The organism is Geobacter sp. AOG2 (assembly GCF_019972295.1).
In the GTDB taxonomy this organism is placed as follows: domain Bacteria; phylum Desulfobacterota; class Desulfuromonadia; order Geobacterales; family Pseudopelobacteraceae; genus Oryzomonas.
Genome location: NZ_BLJA01000001.1, coordinates 2,413,527 through 2,428,931, shown reverse-complemented (window position 1 = coordinate 2,428,931; position 15,405 = coordinate 2,413,527). Strand labels below are relative to the sequence as shown.

Genomic DNA, 15,405 nt, shown 5'->3' with positions numbered 1-15,405 from the left:
GATGATACTCGCCAAAGGAGAAGCTATGGCTTATTCGATCGCCAATAACCACTTGTTGCGTAAAAACTTTGCCAAGATTAAGAACATCATTGATATTCCCAATCTGATTGATATACAAAAGAACTCCTACCACCGTTTCCTGCAACAGGAGGTTTCACCCGAATCCCGGAATAACATCGGCCTGGAGGCCGTTTTCAGAAGCGTGTTCCCCATCAAGGACTTTAGCGAGAGTGCGTCGCTGGAGTACGTTTCCTATACCCTTAACAAACCGAAATATGATGTGGAGGAATGTCATCAACGAGGGATGACCTTTGCCGCACCCATGAAGGTCAAGGTGCGCCTGGTCATCTGGGAATCCGGCAAGGAAACCGGTGTCAGGGCGATCAAGGATATTAAGGAGCAGGAGGTCTACTTCGGCGAGATCCCGCTGATGACCGATAACGGGACGTTCATCATCAATGGCACGGAGCGTGTCATTGTCAGCCAGTTGCACCGCTCTCCCGGCGTTTTTTACGACCACGACAAGGGCAAGACCCACTCCAGCGGCAAAGTTCTCTACTCGGCCAGGGTGATCCCGTACCGCGGATCATGGCTTGACTTCGAGTTTGACCATAAAGACGTCCTCTATGTGCGCATAGACCGTCGGCGCAAGATGCCGGCTACGGTGCTGCTCAAAGCACTCGGTTATTCGGTTGAGCAACTGCTCAACTATTATTACAAGAGCGAGGAAATCTTCCTCAACGGCGAGTCCCTCACCAAGGGCATCGACCCGGAACTGCTCACGTTGCAGAAGTCCACAGTGGATGTGGTTGATCCCAAGAACGGCGAAGTCATCGTCAAGGCCAACCGCAAGTATACCAAGGCTTCCATCAAGAAAATGCTCGACCACGACATCAAAACCGTGCCGGTTGGCGCCGAGGGCGTCATCGGCCGCTATGCCTCGGCGGATATCATCGATCCTGCGACTGGCGAGATTCTCGTGGAATGCAACGAAGAAGTTACCGCAGCCAAATTTGACGATATCAAAGCGCGTGGTGTGCAGAGTTTTCAGGTACTCTTTATTGATAACCTGCATATCACCTCATCGTTTCGCGATACTCTGTTGATCGACAAGATCAGCAGCACTGACGAGGCTTTGATTGAGATCTACCGTCGCCTGCGCCCAGGCGATCCCCCGACGCTGAAGAGTTCCCTGGCACTGTTCGATAACCTGTTCTTCAATCCGGAGCGGTACGATCTGTCCGCGGTTGGTCGCCTCAAGCTGAACTACAAGCTCGGTCTGAAGGTGTGGCCGGATTGTACGGTCCTCAACGCTCCGAGCATGCTTGCCGTCGAGGATATGGCCTCCGGGCAGGAATTGGTGGCCCGCCTCGTCAAAGCCGAAGACCCGTTCTCCCAGTACCTGATGATGAAGCTCCCTGCTGAACTGGTCAAGGTGCTCAAAAAGAGCGATCTCGCCCAGCCGGTACCGGAGAAACTGGTGGAGCAACTGGTCCAGGAGTTCAACAATCTCATTAAGGACCACGACTTTTTCCAGAAGGATGTGTTTGCACCCCTCGCCCTCAGCGCCGCGACTGTCAAGCTGTCCGAATTGATCGACCAGGGAGTCTATGACGAGAATCGGCGCGCCATCGAGATCCTGCGCCGTAACCGGATGCTTTTCGAAGACCTGTACGCCGACATCGTCGCAGCTTCTTCCAAGAACGACATTCTGGAGATCGTCCGCTACCTGATCGATCTGAAGAACGGGCGCGGCACCATCGACGATATCGACCATCTGGGCAACCGTCGTGTACGCGCCGTAGGTGAACTGCTTGAGAACCAGTATCGTATCGGCTTGGTGCGCATGGAGCGAGCCATCAAGGAGCGCATGAGCCTGCAGGAGGTCGAGAACCTCATGCCCCACGATCTGATTAATTCCAAGCCGGTCTCGGCCGTGGTCAAGGAGTTCTTCGGTTCGTCACAGCTTTCCCAGTTCATGGACCAGACGAACCCCTTGTCCGAGGTTACCCACAAGCGTCGCCTTTCGGCCCTCGGACCGGGCGGTCTGACCCGTGAGCGCGCCGGTTTTGAAGTCCGCGACGTCCACCCGACCCACTACGGTCGCGTTTGCCCGATCGAAACGCCTGAAGGTCCGAACATCGGCCTGATCGCATCACTCTCCACCTACGCCCGTATCAATGAACACGGTTTCGTGGAGACCCCGTATCGTATTGTTCAGGACGGTAAGCTGACCAGCGAGGTACGGTTCTTCTCCGCACTGGAGGAAGAGGGACACGCCATCGCCCAGGCCAACGCCGAGGTGGATAAGAACGGCCGTTTTGTTAACGATTATGTCTCGGCCCGGAAGAGCGGCGAATTTATCCTGGTACATCGCGACGAGATCGCGCTGATGGATGTGGCCCCCAAACAGTTGGTGTCGGTTGCCGCAGCCCTGATCCCGTTTTTGGAGAATGACGACGCCAACCGCGCTCTGATGGGTTCCAACATGCAGCGCCAGGCCGTGCCCCTCTTGCGGGCCGACTCCCCGCTGGTTGGCACCGGCATGGAGCGGATTGTGGCCAAGGACTCGGGTGTTTCCGTGATTGCCCGTCACAACGGCGAGGTGGAATCGGTTGATGCCTCCCGCATCGTCATCAAGATCGACGAGGACGAACACGATGAGACCGGCACCGGCGTCGATATCTACAATATGATCAAGTTTGCCCGTTCCAACCAGAACACCTGCATCAACAACCGGCCGGTGGTGAAGGTTGGGGACAAGGTCAAGCGGGGTGACGTCATTGCCGACGGCCCCTCGACGGAAATGGGCGAGCTGGCCCTGGGCCAGAACGTGGTTGTCGCTTTCATGCCTTGGGGCGGCTATAACTTCGAGGACTCCATCCTGGTTTCCGAGAAGATGGTGAAAGAGGATCGTTACACTTCGATTCATATCGAGGAGTTCGAGTGCGTTGCCCGGGACACCAAGCTGGGCAAGGAAGAGATCACCGCCGATATCCCCAACCTGGGGGAGGAAACCCTCAAAGACCTGGACGAATCCGGCATCATCCGCATCGGTGCCGAAGTCAAGCCGGGGGACATCCTGGTGGGCAAGATCACTCCCAAGGGCGAAACCCAGCTCTCCCCCGAGGAAAAGCTGTTGCGCGCCATCTTTGGTGAAAAGGCCGGCGATGTCCGCGACACCTCACTGACCGTACCTCCGGGTGTGGAAGGGACAGTCATCGGCGCCAAGATCTTCTCTCGCAAGGGTAACGACAAGGATGCCCGCACCGAACTGATCGAAAAGGCGGAAGAGAACAAGCTCCGCAAGGATGAGCAGGACGAGATCCGTATCATCCGCGACTCGGCGGTCGGCAAGCTCAAGCGCCTGCTGGTGGGCAAGACCTTGGCGGTCAAGCTGGAAGACGGGGAGGGGGCCCTGATCCTGGCCAAGGGCAAGAAAATTGCCGAGGATACCCTCGACGGCCTGTCCATGGAACGATGGGCGAGCATCTCCGTCAGCGACGGAGGCGAGACTGATGACAAGGTCGTCCAGATACTCGACACCTTGAACCGGCAGATCGACCTGATCCACAACGTCTTTGACGATAAGATACAGAAACTCAAGCGTGGCGATGATCTGCCTCCGGGCGTGATCAAGATGGTCAAGGTCTACATCGCCATCAAGCGCAAGCTGCAGGTCGGCGACAAAATGGCTGGCCGTCACGGTAACAAGGGTGTCGTCTCCCGGATCATGCCTGAAGAGGACATGCCCTACATGGATGACGGCCGTCCGGTGGAGATCGTGCTCAACCCGCTGGGTGTTCCTTCACGTATGAACGTCGGCCAGATTCTTGAAACCCACCTGGGATGGGCGGCCAAGGGTATCGGCTGGAAGATCGAGGAGATGCTGCAAAAACATCTCTCGGAAGATAACCTTAGAAAATACCTCAAAGATGTGTATGACGACAAGGAGCTTGCCAAGTTCATCGATACGCTTGACCAGGAGGAGTTACTGAAGGTTTGCCGTCGCCTCCAGCGCGGCGTGCCCATGGCGTCGCCGGTCTTCGAGGGTGCTTCGGAGGATAAGATCAAGGGTATGCTGGAAAAAGCCGGCTTCCATTCGTCCGGCCAGGTAACCCTCTTCGACGGCCGCACCGGTGACCCGTTCAAGCACAAGGTCACGGTCGGCGTGATGTATGTCCTCAAGCTGCATCACCTTGTTGACGACAAGATCCACGCTCGTTCCATCGGACCCTACAGCCTGGTTACCCAGCAGCCGCTGGGTGGCAAGGCCCAGTTCGGCGGCCAGAGGCTGGGCGAGATGGAGGTCTGGGCCATGGAGGCCTACGGCGCCTCCTATGCGCTCCAGGAATTCCTCACGGTCAAATCGGACGACGTTTCCGGCCGCACGCGGATGTACGAGGCCATAGTCAAGGGCAAGCATACGCTTGAACCGGGCCTGCCGGAATCCTTCAATGTCCTCATCAAGGAACTCCAATCCCTCTGCCTTGATGTGGAACTGTTGGAAGGGGACGAGGAATAATTACAGATACCTTCGTGGACAGCCGGTCCGGCATCGCCCTCGAAGCTTCAGAATAACGGAGGAGAGCAACGTGGAAGATTATTTCAGTTTTTTCGATAAACCAAAAGATCCACTCCACTTTTCAGCCATACGCATATCGGTTTCGTCGCCGGAGAAGATTAGGGAGCGTTCCCACGGCGAGGTAAAGAAACCGGAAACGATCAATTACCGTACCTTCAAACCGGAGCGTGACGGTCTGTTCTGCGCCAAGATTTTCGGTCCCACCAAGGACTACGAGTGCAACTGCGGCAAGTACAAACGCATGAAACACCGCGGCATCATCTGCGAAAAGTGCGGGGTTGAGGTTATTCCCTCCAAGGTGCGCCGGGAACGGCTGGGACACATCGACCTTGCCACGCCGGTTGCCCATATCTGGTTCCTCAAGTCATTGCCGTCGCGTATCGGCAATCTGTTGGACATAACCCTCAAGGACCTGGAAAAGGTTCTCTACTTCGAGGCGTTCGTCATCAGCGACCCCAAGAACACGCCTATGCAGTTCTGCGAGGTAATGTCTGAGGAAAAATTCCTCAAGGCCCAGCAGGAATACGGCAGTGATGCCTTCGAGGGCGGCATGGGGGCCGAGGCCATCCGCAACTGCCTCCGTTCCCTCGACCTGGATGAACTTGCGGTATCTCTTCGTTCCGAGATGATGGAGTCCACCAGTGAGGCGAAACGCAAAAAGACCGCCAAACGCCTTAAGGTTGTGGAAGCATTCAAGTCCTCGGGCAACAAGCCGGAATGGATGATCCTGGAATGCATCCCGGTCCTGCCGCCGGAATTGCGCCCCCTGGTGCCGCTGGATGGCGGCCGCTTCGCCACCTCCGACCTGAACGACCTGTACCGCAGGGTCATCAACCGTAATAACCGTCTCAAGCGCCTCTGCGAACTCCAGGCGCCGGAGGTGATCATCCGCAACGAGAAGAGGATGCTTCAGGAAGCTGTTGACGCGTTGTTCGACAACGGCCGTCGCGGTCGCGCCATAGCCGGGCCCAATAAGCGTCCCTTGAAATCCCTGTCCGACATGCTCAAGGGCAAGTCGGGCCGCTTCCGCCAGAACCTTCTTGGTAAGCGTGTTGACTATTCCGGCCGTTCGGTCATCGTTGTCGGCCCGGAACTGCGGTTGCACCAGTGCGGCCTGCCGAAGAAGATGGCCCTGGAACTGTTCAAGCCGTTTATCTACAACAAGCTTGAAGAGCGTGGCTACGTAACCACCATCAAAAGCGCCAAGAAGATGGTGGAGAAGGAACGCCCCGAAGTGTGGGACGTGCTGGAGGAGGTCATCAAGGAACATCCAGTGATGCTCAACCGTGCTCCGACTCTGCATCGTCTCGGCATTCAGGCCTTTGAGCCGGTACTGATCGAAGGCAAGGCCATTCAGTTGCATCCGCTGGTCTGTACCGCTTTCAACGCCGACTTCGACGGTGACCAAATGGCCGTGCATCTCCCCCTCTCCATCGAGAGCCAGGTAGAGGCTCGCGTCCTGATGATGTCCACCAACAACATCCTGTCGCCGGCCCACGGCAAGCCGATTATCGTCCCGTCTCAGGACATGGTGCTCGGTGCCTACTACATGACCCGTGATCGCCTGTACGAGCCGGATCCCGACGACAAGACCGGCCGCGCCAAGATCGACCCCGCCACCGGCAAGCTGATGTACCGCAAGGTCAAGGGTACCGGCAAGATCTTCTCGTCCACCGATGAGGTGCGTATCGCTTTCGATGCCGGTGAGGTTGACATGCAGGCCAAGGTCCGTGTGCGGATGAAAAACCTGGTAATCGACGAAAAGCCGCAGTTGATCGATACTACTGTCGGCCGCATCATCATGCGGGAAATTCTGCCGCCCCAGGTACCGTTTAGTGCCATCAACAAGGTGCTCAACAAAAAGGAACTGTCCAACCTTGTGGATACCTGCTATCGCCTGGCCGACAGCAAGGAGACCGTTATCCTGGCCGACCGCCTCAAGGAGATCGGTTTCCGCTACGCCAACCTGGCCGGCATCTCCATCTGCCTGGACGATATGGTCATCCCGGAAGGGAAGGCAGCCATCATCACCAAGGCTGAGGACGAGGTCAAGGAGATCCAGAACCAGTACACCGAGGGTCTCATTACCGACGGCGAGCGTTACAACAAGGTCATCGACATCTGGGCAAAAGCTACCGAGGACATTGCCAAGGAGATGCTCGACAACCTGTCCAAGGAGAGCTTCCTGGTCGATGGTGAAGAGGTCCATGAGGCATCCTTCAACGCCATACACATGATGGCGGATTCGGGAGCCCGTGGTTCGGCACAGCAGATCCGCCAGTTGGCCGGTATGCGCGGTTTGATGGCCAAGCCTTCCGGCGAGATCATCGAAACCCCCATTACCGCAAATTTCCGCGAAGGGTTGACGGTTCTCCAGTATTTCATATCCACCCACGGCGCCCGCAAAGGCTTGGCCGATACGGCGCTCAAGACCGCCAACTCCGGTTACCTTACCCGCCGCCTGGTGGACGTGGCCCAGGATGCCATCATCACCGAGGACGACTGCGGTACCCTGGATGGCCTGACGGTGTCTTCCCTGACGGAGGGGGGCGAGATTATCGAGCATATCGGCGACCGCATCCTGGGCCGCGTGGCCCTGGACGACATCCTTGACCCGGTTACGGGTGAGGTGCTGGTGGACGCCAACCAGGAGATCGACGAAAACCTGGTAAAGCGGATCGAGGACGCGGGTCTGGAGAAGGTCAAGATTCGTTCAGTGCTCACCTGCCAGAGCCGGCGCGGCATCTGCGCCAAGTGCTACGGCCGCGATCTGGCCCGTGGCCATATCGTCAACATGGGCGAGGCGGTCGGCGTCATTGCCGCCCAGTCCATTGGTGAGCCGGGAACCCAGCTGACCATGCGTACCTTCCACATCGGTGGTACCGCTTCCCGCCATGCCGAGCAGACCTCTCTGGAGGCCCGTACCGATGGTACCCTCAAGTACATCAACGTGAATACGGTCGTAAACAACGAGGGACACCATATCGTCATGAACCGCAACGGCGAGATCGCCGTTATCGACGAAACCGGTCGCGAACGCGAGAAATACACGGTCGTCTACGGCGCCAAGATCCGGGTCGCCCCGGACGGCAAAGTGAAGCAAGGCGCCACTCTGGCCGAGTGGGACCCCTACACCATGCCGATCCTCACCGAAGTGGCCGGTAAGGTCAAGTTCGGCGACATTGCTGAGGGCGTTACCATTGAGGAACAACTGGACGAAGTGACTGGTCTCTCCCGCAAGGTCATCATCGAGACCAAGGATACGGACAAGCGTCCACGCATTGCCATCAAGGACACCAGCGGCGATGGCGGCGGAACCATTGGCCGATATTTCCTGCCGGTGGGTGCCAATATCTACGTCCAGGAGGATGCACTGGTAAGCGCCGGTGATATTATTGCCAAGATCCCTCGTGAAACGACCAAGACCAAGGACATCACCGGTGGTCTGCCGCGTGTCGCCGAGTTGTTCGAGGCGCGCAAACCCAAGGATTTCGCAGTTATTTCCGAGATCGATGGCCGGGTTACCTTCGGCAAGGATGCCAAAGGCAAGCGCAAGGTTGTTGTTACGCCGGAACTGGGCGAACCGAAGGAATACCTGATACCAAAAGGTAAGCATATCAGTGTCCATGAGGGAGATCATGTACGCGCCGGCGAGGCGCTCATGGACGGCTCCTCGAATCCTCACGACATCCTGCGTGTGCTCGGTGTCAAGGAGTTGGCCAAGTATCTGGTTGACGAGGTCCAGGAGGTCTATCGCCTCCAAGGCGTCAAGATCAACGATAAGCACATTGAGACCATCGTACGCCAAATGTTGCGGCGTGTGCGTATCAAAGAGGTTGGTGACGCCAATCTGCTGGTTGACGACCAGGTGGAACGGTGGGTGTTTGAGGAAGAGAATGAGAAGGTGCTGGCGGAGGGCAAGCGTCCGGCAATTGCTGAGCCTCTGCTTCTGGGCATCACCAAGGCGTCACTCTCCACTGAGTCGTTTATCTCGGCGGCTTCCTTCCAGGAAACCACCAAGGTTCTGACCCAGGCCGCCATCGAAGGCAAGGTGGACTACCTGCGTGGCCTGAAGGAGAACGTCATCATGGGGCGGCTTATTCCCGCAGGGACAGGCCTTGCTCGGTATCGTCACTTGCGTTTGCAGGCAGAGGCGCAGGCTCAGGAGACTATCCAGCCGGAGGAGCCGGTTGCCGATGCGGTTGAAGATGAGTTGGATGCTGCATAACATTTCGTAATAATTGTAATTTATAGGGAGGTTAGGCGGAATGAGGTTTCGCCTCACCTCCCTTATCTCTAAAAAAATAACATAAACAATTTTTTTATTGACAGATGATTTCGAATGTTGTAAATATACGGACCATTTGAGATCGCCCGATTAATACGGGTTCAGCGCAATAGCCATGAATGGAGCTGTCGGTATTATTCCGACCCTACACCTATTCCATTCCCTTTCGCTTATTGTCACGCGCGCTGGATCGGCGACTCGAAACCACGCCAAATGTTTTTGTTTGTCGACTCTGTCGAGCTTGTGTAGTTATGTTTATAAATCCTGTTTTCGGAAAAAGCAGGCAGAAAAGGCTTGACAGCCTCTTTTGAAATTTGTTAATTTCGCAATTCGCTTCTCTTGGGAGGCGAAAGAGTTTTGGATAATTTTGTGCTGGGAGAATAATGCGACTATGCCAACGATTAATCAGTTGATTCGTGAGGGCAGGGAAAAGAAGAAGGACAAATCGACGGCGCCTGCGCTGAAGTGTTGTCCTCAGAAACGCGGTGTTTGCACAAGGGTTTATACGACTACCCCGAAAAAGCCGAACTCGGCTCTTCGCAAGGTCGCCAGGGTGCGCCTGACTAACGGAATTGAGGTGACCTCTTATATTCCGGGTGTTGGCCACAATCTTCAGGAACACTCGGTTGTCCTGATTCGTGGCGGCAGGGTCAAGGACCTTCCTGGTGTTCGTTATCACATCGTCCGTGGCACGCTTGACTCGGTCGGCGTAAAGGATCGCAAGAAGAGTCGCTCCAAGTATGGGGCCAAGCGTCCGAAATAAATATTTGACCTGATTTGTTGAGGGGATAGATATGCCAAGAAGAAGAGAAGTGCCCAAAAGAATCATTCTGCCGGACCCAAAATACAGCGACAAGGTTGTTGCCAAGCTTATCAATACGTTGATGCTGGCTGGCAAGAAGAGTGTTGCCGAGTCGATTCTGTATGGTGCGCTTGATTTGGTTGCTCAGCGCAGCAATGAGGAGGCCATCAAGGTGCTCAAAAAGAGCCTTGATAACATTAAGCCGATGCTGGAAGTCAAGTCACGCCGTGTTGGCGGCTCCACCTATCAGGTGCCAATCGAGGTTCGTCCCGATCGCCGTATGTCTCTGGCTATGCGTTGGTTGATCAAGTACTCGACCGCTCGCAGTGAGAAGACCATGAAAGATAAGTTGGCTGGCGAGATTATGGACGCCTACAATAATAGGGGCGCCGCCGTCAAGAAGCGTGAAGATGTTCACAAGATGGCCGAGGCCAATCGTGCTTTCGCTCATTATCGCTGGTAACTAACGGACAGTATTACTTTTCTGGAGGATTTTGTGCCCCGCTTATCACCGCTTGAACAATACAGAAATATTGGGATTATGGCTCATATCGACGCCGGCAAGACGACGACGACCGAGCGCATCCTTTACTATACCGGTGTTTCTCACAAGATTGGCGAAGTGCACGAAGGTACTGCCACCATGGACTGGATGGAGCAGGAGCAGGAGCGTGGTATCACGATCACCTCTGCTGCAACCACTTGTAACTGGAAAGACTGTCGCATAAACATTATCGACACGCCTGGTCACGTGGACTTCACTATTGAGGTTGAGCGTTCTCTGCGTGTTTTGGATGGTGCTGTAGCGGTATTTTGCTCGGTAGGTGGCGTTGAGCCCCAGTCCGAAACAGTCTGGCGTCAGGCTGACAAGTATCACGTACCCCGTATTGCTTTCATTAATAAGATGGACCGTATCGGCGCGGACTTTTTCCGCGGTGTGCAGATGATTAAAGACAGGCTTAAGGCCAACCCTCTCCCGATTCAGCTTCCTATCGGTAAGGAAGAAAATTTTAAGGGCGTCATCGATCTGGTCACCATGAAGGCCATCATTTGGGAAGAAGAAGCCCTCGGTGCCAAGTTTCATGAGGAAGAAATCCCGTCCGACCTGCTCGAAGAAGCTAAGGAATACCGTGAGAAGATGATTGAGGAGATTTCCAGTCATGACGACGCTCTCATGGAGAAATACCTTGGCGGCGAGGAGCTGACTGAGGCGGAGATCAAGGCCGCTATTCGTTCCTGCACCATCAACATCCAAATTTGCCCGGTCATTTGTGGGTCTTCTTTCAAAAACAAGGGTGTGCAGAATTTGCTCGACGCCGTTGTAGACTATATGCCTTCTCCTCTGGATATCCCTGCTATCAAGGGTATCGATGTGGACAACGGTGAAGAGATTGAGCGCAAGGCATCGGACTCCGAGCCGTTCTCAGCTCTCGGTTTCAAAATCATGACCGACCCGTTTGTTGGCCAGTTGACCTTCTTCCGCGTCTACTCCGGTGTGGTTACTGCCGGGTCCTACATCTATAATTCGACTAAGGGTAAGAAAGAGCGTATCGGCCGCATCCTGAAAATGCATGCCAACAAACGCGAAGAGATCAAGGAAGTCTATGCCGGCGATATCGCCGCCGCTGTAGGCCTGAAATATACGACCACCGGCGACACCCTCTGTAATGAGGATAAACAGGTTATTCTTGAGTCTATCGAATTTCCTGAACCGGTTATCTCTATCGCCATTGAGCCCAAGACCAAGGCCGACCAGGAAAAACTGGGCATCAGCCTTGCCAAGCTGGCCAGCGAAGATCCTTCTTTCCGTGTCAAGACCGACGAGGAAACCGGTCAGACCATCATCTCCGGTATGGGTGAGTTGCATCTGGAGATCATCGTTGACCGCCTGATGCGTGAATTCAAGGTCGAGGCCAACGTTGGTAAGCCTCAGGTTGCCTACCGCGAAACCATCACCAAGAAGGTCAAGGTGGAAGGCAAATTCGTCCGCCAGTCCGGTGGTCGCGGACAGTACGGTCATGTCTGGCTTGAGATCGAACCGCAGGAAGCAGGCAAAGGCTTTGAGTTTGTCGATGCCATCAAGGGCGGCGTCGTGCCCCGCGAATACATTCCCGCTGTCGGCAAGGGCGTTCTGGAGGCCACCGATAACGGCGTTCTGGCCGGCTTCCCGGTTGTGGATGTGAAGATCACCCTGATCGACGGTTCTTACCACGAGGTTGACTCTTCCGAAATGGCCTTTAAGATCGCCGGTTCCATGGGCTTCAAGGAAGGCTGTGCAAAAGCCGGCCCCATTATTCTCGAACCGATCATGTCGGTCGAAGTGGTTGTTCCCGAAGAGTACATGGGCGATGTCATCGGCGACCTGAACTCGAAGCGCGGACGCATCATGGGGATGGATTCACGTGCCGGCGCCCAGGTGGTGACCGCCATGGTGCCGCTGGCATCCATGTTTGGCTACTCCACGGACCTTCGTTCCGCCACTCAGGGCCGTGCTACCTACACCATGACATTTGATCATTACGAACCGGTTCCTAAGTCGGTTGCAGACGATATAGTTGCAAAAGTAAAAGGTTAATCAAGCTAACAACACTTTTGAGGAGGGCCTGTTATCATGGCGAAGGCTAAATTCGAGCGTAACAAACCGCATGTAAACATTGGCACGATAGGTCACGTTGACCACGGCAAAACCACGTTGACCGCTGCTATCACGAAGGTATTGGCAGGCAAGGGCCAGGCCGAATTCAAGGCATTCGACCAGATCGACAATGCCCCTGAAGAGCGTGAGCGCGGTATCACGATTGCGACTGCGCACGTTGAATACGAAACGGACAAGCGTCACTATGCGCACGTTGACTGCCCGGGCCATGCCGACTACGTCAAGAACATGATCACGGGAGCCGCGCAGATGGACGGTGCGATTCTGGTCGTGTCCGCCGCCGACGGTCCCATGCCGCAGACTCGCGAGCACATCCTGCTTGCCCGTCAGGTAGGCGTACCCTACATTGTTGTTTTTCTCAACAAGGCCGACATGGTTGACGACGCCGAGCTTCTGGAATTGGTCGAGCTTGAGATTCGCGAACTTCTGTCCAGCTACGACTTCCCCGGTGACGACATTCCCATCATCAAAGGTTCGGCCCTCCAGGCGTTAAACGGCGAGAAGGGTGAACTGGCCGAGCCGGCCATCTTTGCTTTGATGGACGCGGTCGACAGCTACATCCCCAACCCGGAGCGCGCCATCGACAAACCGTTTTTGATGCCTGTCGAAGACGTCTTCTCCATCTCCGGTCGCGGTACCGTTGCCACCGGTCGTGTGGAGCGCGGGATCGTCAAGGTAGGTGAAGAAGTCGAGATCGTCGGTATCAAGGCGACTGCCAAGACCACGGTAACCGGCGTTGAAATGTTCCGCAAGCTGCTGGACGAAGGTCGTGCCGGCGACAACATCGGCGCCCTGCTTCGCGGTGTCAAGCGTGAAGACATCGAACGCGGCCAGGTGTTGGCCAAGCCGGGCAGCATCACCCCGCACACCAAATTCAAGGCCGAGGCTTACGTCCTCACCAAGGAAGAGGGTGGTCGTCATACCCCGTTCTTCAACGGATACCGTCCGCAATTCTACTTCCGTACCACGGACGTGACCGGCGTTGCCGAACTTCCTGCAGGCATTGAGATGGTCATGCCCGGTGACAACGTAGCCATGACCGTGAAACTGATCACCCCGATCGCCATGGACGAAGGTCTTCGTTTCGCTATCCGTGAAGGTGGCCGTACCGTTGGCGCCGGCGTCGTCAGCTCGATTATTGAATAAATAAGTTACGAGGATATCAATGCAGAGCCAGAAGATCAGAATCCGCCTTAAGGCGTATGACCACAAGCTGCTGGACGTTTCGGTAGGAGAAATCGTAGAGACGGCAAAGAGAACCGGCGCACGCGTGGCCGGACCGATTCCACTGCCGACGGTCATCAATAAGTACTGCGTCCTCCGTGGACCTCACGTTGATAAAAAGTCCCGGGATCAGTTTGAGATTAGAACCCACAAACGTCTGATCGATATTCTCGATCCTACTCAGCAGACCGTTGATGCCCTTATGAAACTGGATCTGTCTGCCGGCGTGGATGTTGAGATCAAACTGTAACGGATACTACGACTGAATAGGAATGGCCATGAATAAAGGTATCATCGCAAAAAAACTGGGTATGACCCAGATATTCCTGGAAGACGGCACCAAGGTTCCGGTTTCGGTTGTTCAGGCCGGCCCCTGCGTCGTTATCCAGAAAAAAACTGCCGACAACGACGGTTACGCCGCTGTGCAGGTTGGTTTCGAGCCGGTCAATGCCGCCAGCGCTAACAAACCGCTTTTGGGGCATTGCACGAAGGCGGGGCAGGGGGTTTTCAGGTACCTGCGCGAGTTCAAGTTGGCAAACAGTGCCGAACTGAATATTGGCGATACCCTGACCCTGGATCAGTTCCAGGCAGGCGACTATGTTGATGTTACCGGGACCAGTCTCGGTAAAGGGTTCCAGGGGGTCATCAAACGTTGGAACTTCAAGGGTGGACGTTCGTCCCACGGTTCACGCTTCCACCGTGCTCCCGGTTCCATCGGCGCTTCGGCAACTCCATCCCATGTCTTCAAGAACAAGAAGATGCCGGGGCAGTTGGGTAATGAGCGCGTCACCGTGCAGAGACTTCAGATCGTGCGTGTGGATTCGGCTGAGAACCTGCTGTTGATCAAAGGGGCGATTCCGGGACATAAGAATAATATCGTCCTTATCAAACAGAGTGTCAAAGCTTAGTAATTAATCGGGAGTAACGTGTATGCCTTCGATAGCAGTCTTTAATATGAATAAGCAGCAGGTTGGCGAAGTCCAGTTGCCGGATGCTGTGTTCGGCACCGAGGTGAAAGAGTATCTCATTCACCAGGCGCTTCGTATCCAGCTTGCCAACCGGAGAGCAGGGACCGTCGCCGTAAAGAACCGCGCAGCCGTATCCGGCGGCGGCAAGAAGCCTTTCAAGCAGAAAGGCACCGGCAATGCCCGTCAGGGATGCAGCCGGGCTCCTCAGTATCCTGGTGGTGGTGTTGCTTTCGGTCCGCAGCCCAAAACCTATAATCTGAGCATGAACAAGAAAGCCCGTGCCGCTGCGCTCTGTTCACTTCTGTCCTTTCAGTACAAGAATGAAAGCATAACAGTGCTGGACAAGCTCGATTTCGACAAGATATCCACGAAGGATTTTGCAGGCTTCATGAAGCGTTTTGAGCTCGAGAAGTCGCTGATCATCACGGATAACCCCAGCAATAATCTCTATCTCTCTGCGCGAAACGTTCCGCATGTCAAGGTGCTCAAGGTCGGTGGTCTGAATGTTCACGACATGTTGAAGTACAAGAACATCATTTTCACGCAGGAGGCGGTTCAGACCGTTGAAGGAGCGTTGCAGAAATGAACATTTACTCCATTATCAAAAAGCCCCATGTCACGGAGAAGACCTCTCTCGGCAGCGATACCTCCAATACGGTTGCCATCGTCGTTGACAGGGATGCCAACAAGATCGAGATCAAGCAGGCCGTTGAATCGCTCTTCAAGGTCAAGGTAGACGATGTCCGCACCGTCAACGTAGCCGGCAAGGTTAAGCGTGTCGGCAAGAATTTCGGTAAGCGTTCTAACTGGAAAAAGGCCTATGTGACCCTCCAGGAGGGGCAATCCATAGATTTCTTTGAGGTTTAATTACTAGTATTCGGG

At 55.1% G+C, this 15,405-nt stretch carries 10 protein-coding genes; all 10 read left to right on the top strand.

Annotated features, from left to right (window positions below; all coding sequences use genetic code 11):
• The first annotated feature begins 25 nt into the window (after window positions 1-25).
• The 10 genes from rpoB (at window position 26) to LDN12_RS10995 (ending at window position 15,390) form a co-directional block, all read left to right on the top strand.
• Window positions 26-4,525 (top strand): DNA-directed RNA polymerase subunit beta, encoded by a 4,500-nt coding sequence (rpoB, locus tag LDN12_RS11040; RefSeq protein WP_223922727.1) that lies wholly within the window; start codon window positions 26-28, stop codon window positions 4,523-4,525.
• A 70-nt stretch (window positions 4,526-4,595) separates the two neighbouring features.
• Window positions 4,596-8,813 (top strand): DNA-directed RNA polymerase subunit beta', encoded by a 4,218-nt coding sequence (rpoC, locus tag LDN12_RS11035; protein WP_223922726.1) that lies wholly within the window; start codon window positions 4,596-4,598, stop codon window positions 8,811-8,813.
• A 451-nt stretch (window positions 8,814-9,264) separates the two neighbouring features.
• Window positions 9,265-9,636 (top strand): 30S ribosomal protein S12, encoded by a 372-nt coding sequence (gene rpsL / locus LDN12_RS11030; protein ID WP_149209888.1) that lies wholly within the window; start codon window positions 9,265-9,267, stop codon window positions 9,634-9,636.
• A gap of 31 nt (window positions 9,637-9,667) precedes the next feature.
• Window positions 9,668-10,138, top strand: coding sequence for a 30S ribosomal protein S7 (gene rpsG / locus LDN12_RS11025; protein WP_223922725.1), 471 nt, complete (start codon window positions 9,668-9,670; stop codon window positions 10,136-10,138).
• 33 nt (window positions 10,139-10,171) lie between these two features.
• On the top strand, window positions 10,172-12,250 hold the full coding sequence (fusA, locus tag LDN12_RS11020) for an elongation factor G (protein ID WP_223922724.1): 2,079 nt from the start codon (window positions 10,172-10,174) through the stop codon (window positions 12,248-12,250).
• 36 nt (window positions 12,251-12,286) lie between these two features.
• Entirely contained in the window at window positions 12,287-13,477 is a 1,191-nt protein-coding gene (gene tuf, locus LDN12_RS11015; RefSeq protein WP_223922723.1) for an elongation factor Tu, read from the top strand.
• A 19-nt stretch (window positions 13,478-13,496) separates the two neighbouring features.
• On the top strand, window positions 13,497-13,805 hold the full coding sequence (gene rpsJ, locus LDN12_RS11010) for a 30S ribosomal protein S10 (protein WP_012469411.1): 309 nt from the start codon (window positions 13,497-13,499) through the stop codon (window positions 13,803-13,805).
• Between the two features lie 28 nt (window positions 13,806-13,833).
• Window positions 13,834-14,463, top strand: coding sequence for a 50S ribosomal protein L3 (gene rplC / locus LDN12_RS11005; RefSeq protein ID WP_223922722.1), 630 nt, complete (start codon window positions 13,834-13,836; stop codon window positions 14,461-14,463).
• A gap of 22 nt (window positions 14,464-14,485) precedes the next feature.
• Window positions 14,486-15,109, top strand: coding sequence for a 50S ribosomal protein L4 (gene rplD, locus LDN12_RS11000; protein ID WP_223922721.1), 624 nt, complete (start codon window positions 14,486-14,488; stop codon window positions 15,107-15,109).
• On the top strand, window positions 15,106-15,390 hold the full coding sequence (locus LDN12_RS10995) for a 50S ribosomal protein L23 (RefSeq protein WP_223922720.1): 285 nt from the start codon (window positions 15,106-15,108) through the stop codon (window positions 15,388-15,390). Before rplD ends, LDN12_RS10995 begins: the two co-directional genes overlap by 4 nt.
• Window positions 15,391-15,405 lie beyond the last annotated feature (15 nt).

What these genes read in the sequence shown, in the direction of transcription:
- tuf (WP_223922723.1), top strand. Translation starts at nt 12,287, where the DNA reads ATGGCGAAGGCTAAATTCGAGCGTAACAAACCGCATGTAAACATTGGC.
- rpsJ (WP_012469411.1), top strand. Translation starts at nt 13,497, where the DNA reads ATGCAGAGCCAGAAGATCAGAATCCGCCTTAAGGCGTATGACCACAAG.
- rpoB (WP_223922727.1), top strand. Translation starts at nt 26, where the DNA reads ATGGCTTATTCGATCGCCAATAACCACTTGTTGCGTAAAAACTTTGCC.
- rpsL (WP_149209888.1), top strand. Translation starts at nt 9,265, where the DNA reads ATGCCAACGATTAATCAGTTGATTCGTGAGGGCAGGGAAAAGAAGAAG.
- LDN12_RS10995 (WP_223922720.1), top strand. Translation starts at nt 15,106, where the DNA reads ATGAACATTTACTCCATTATCAAAAAGCCCCATGTCACGGAGAAGACC.
- rplD (WP_223922721.1), top strand. Translation starts at nt 14,486, where the DNA reads ATGCCTTCGATAGCAGTCTTTAATATGAATAAGCAGCAGGTTGGCGAA.
- rpsG (WP_223922725.1), top strand. Translation starts at nt 9,668, where the DNA reads ATGCCAAGAAGAAGAGAAGTGCCCAAAAGAATCATTCTGCCGGACCCA.
- rplC (WP_223922722.1), top strand. Translation starts at nt 13,834, where the DNA reads ATGAATAAAGGTATCATCGCAAAAAAACTGGGTATGACCCAGATATTC.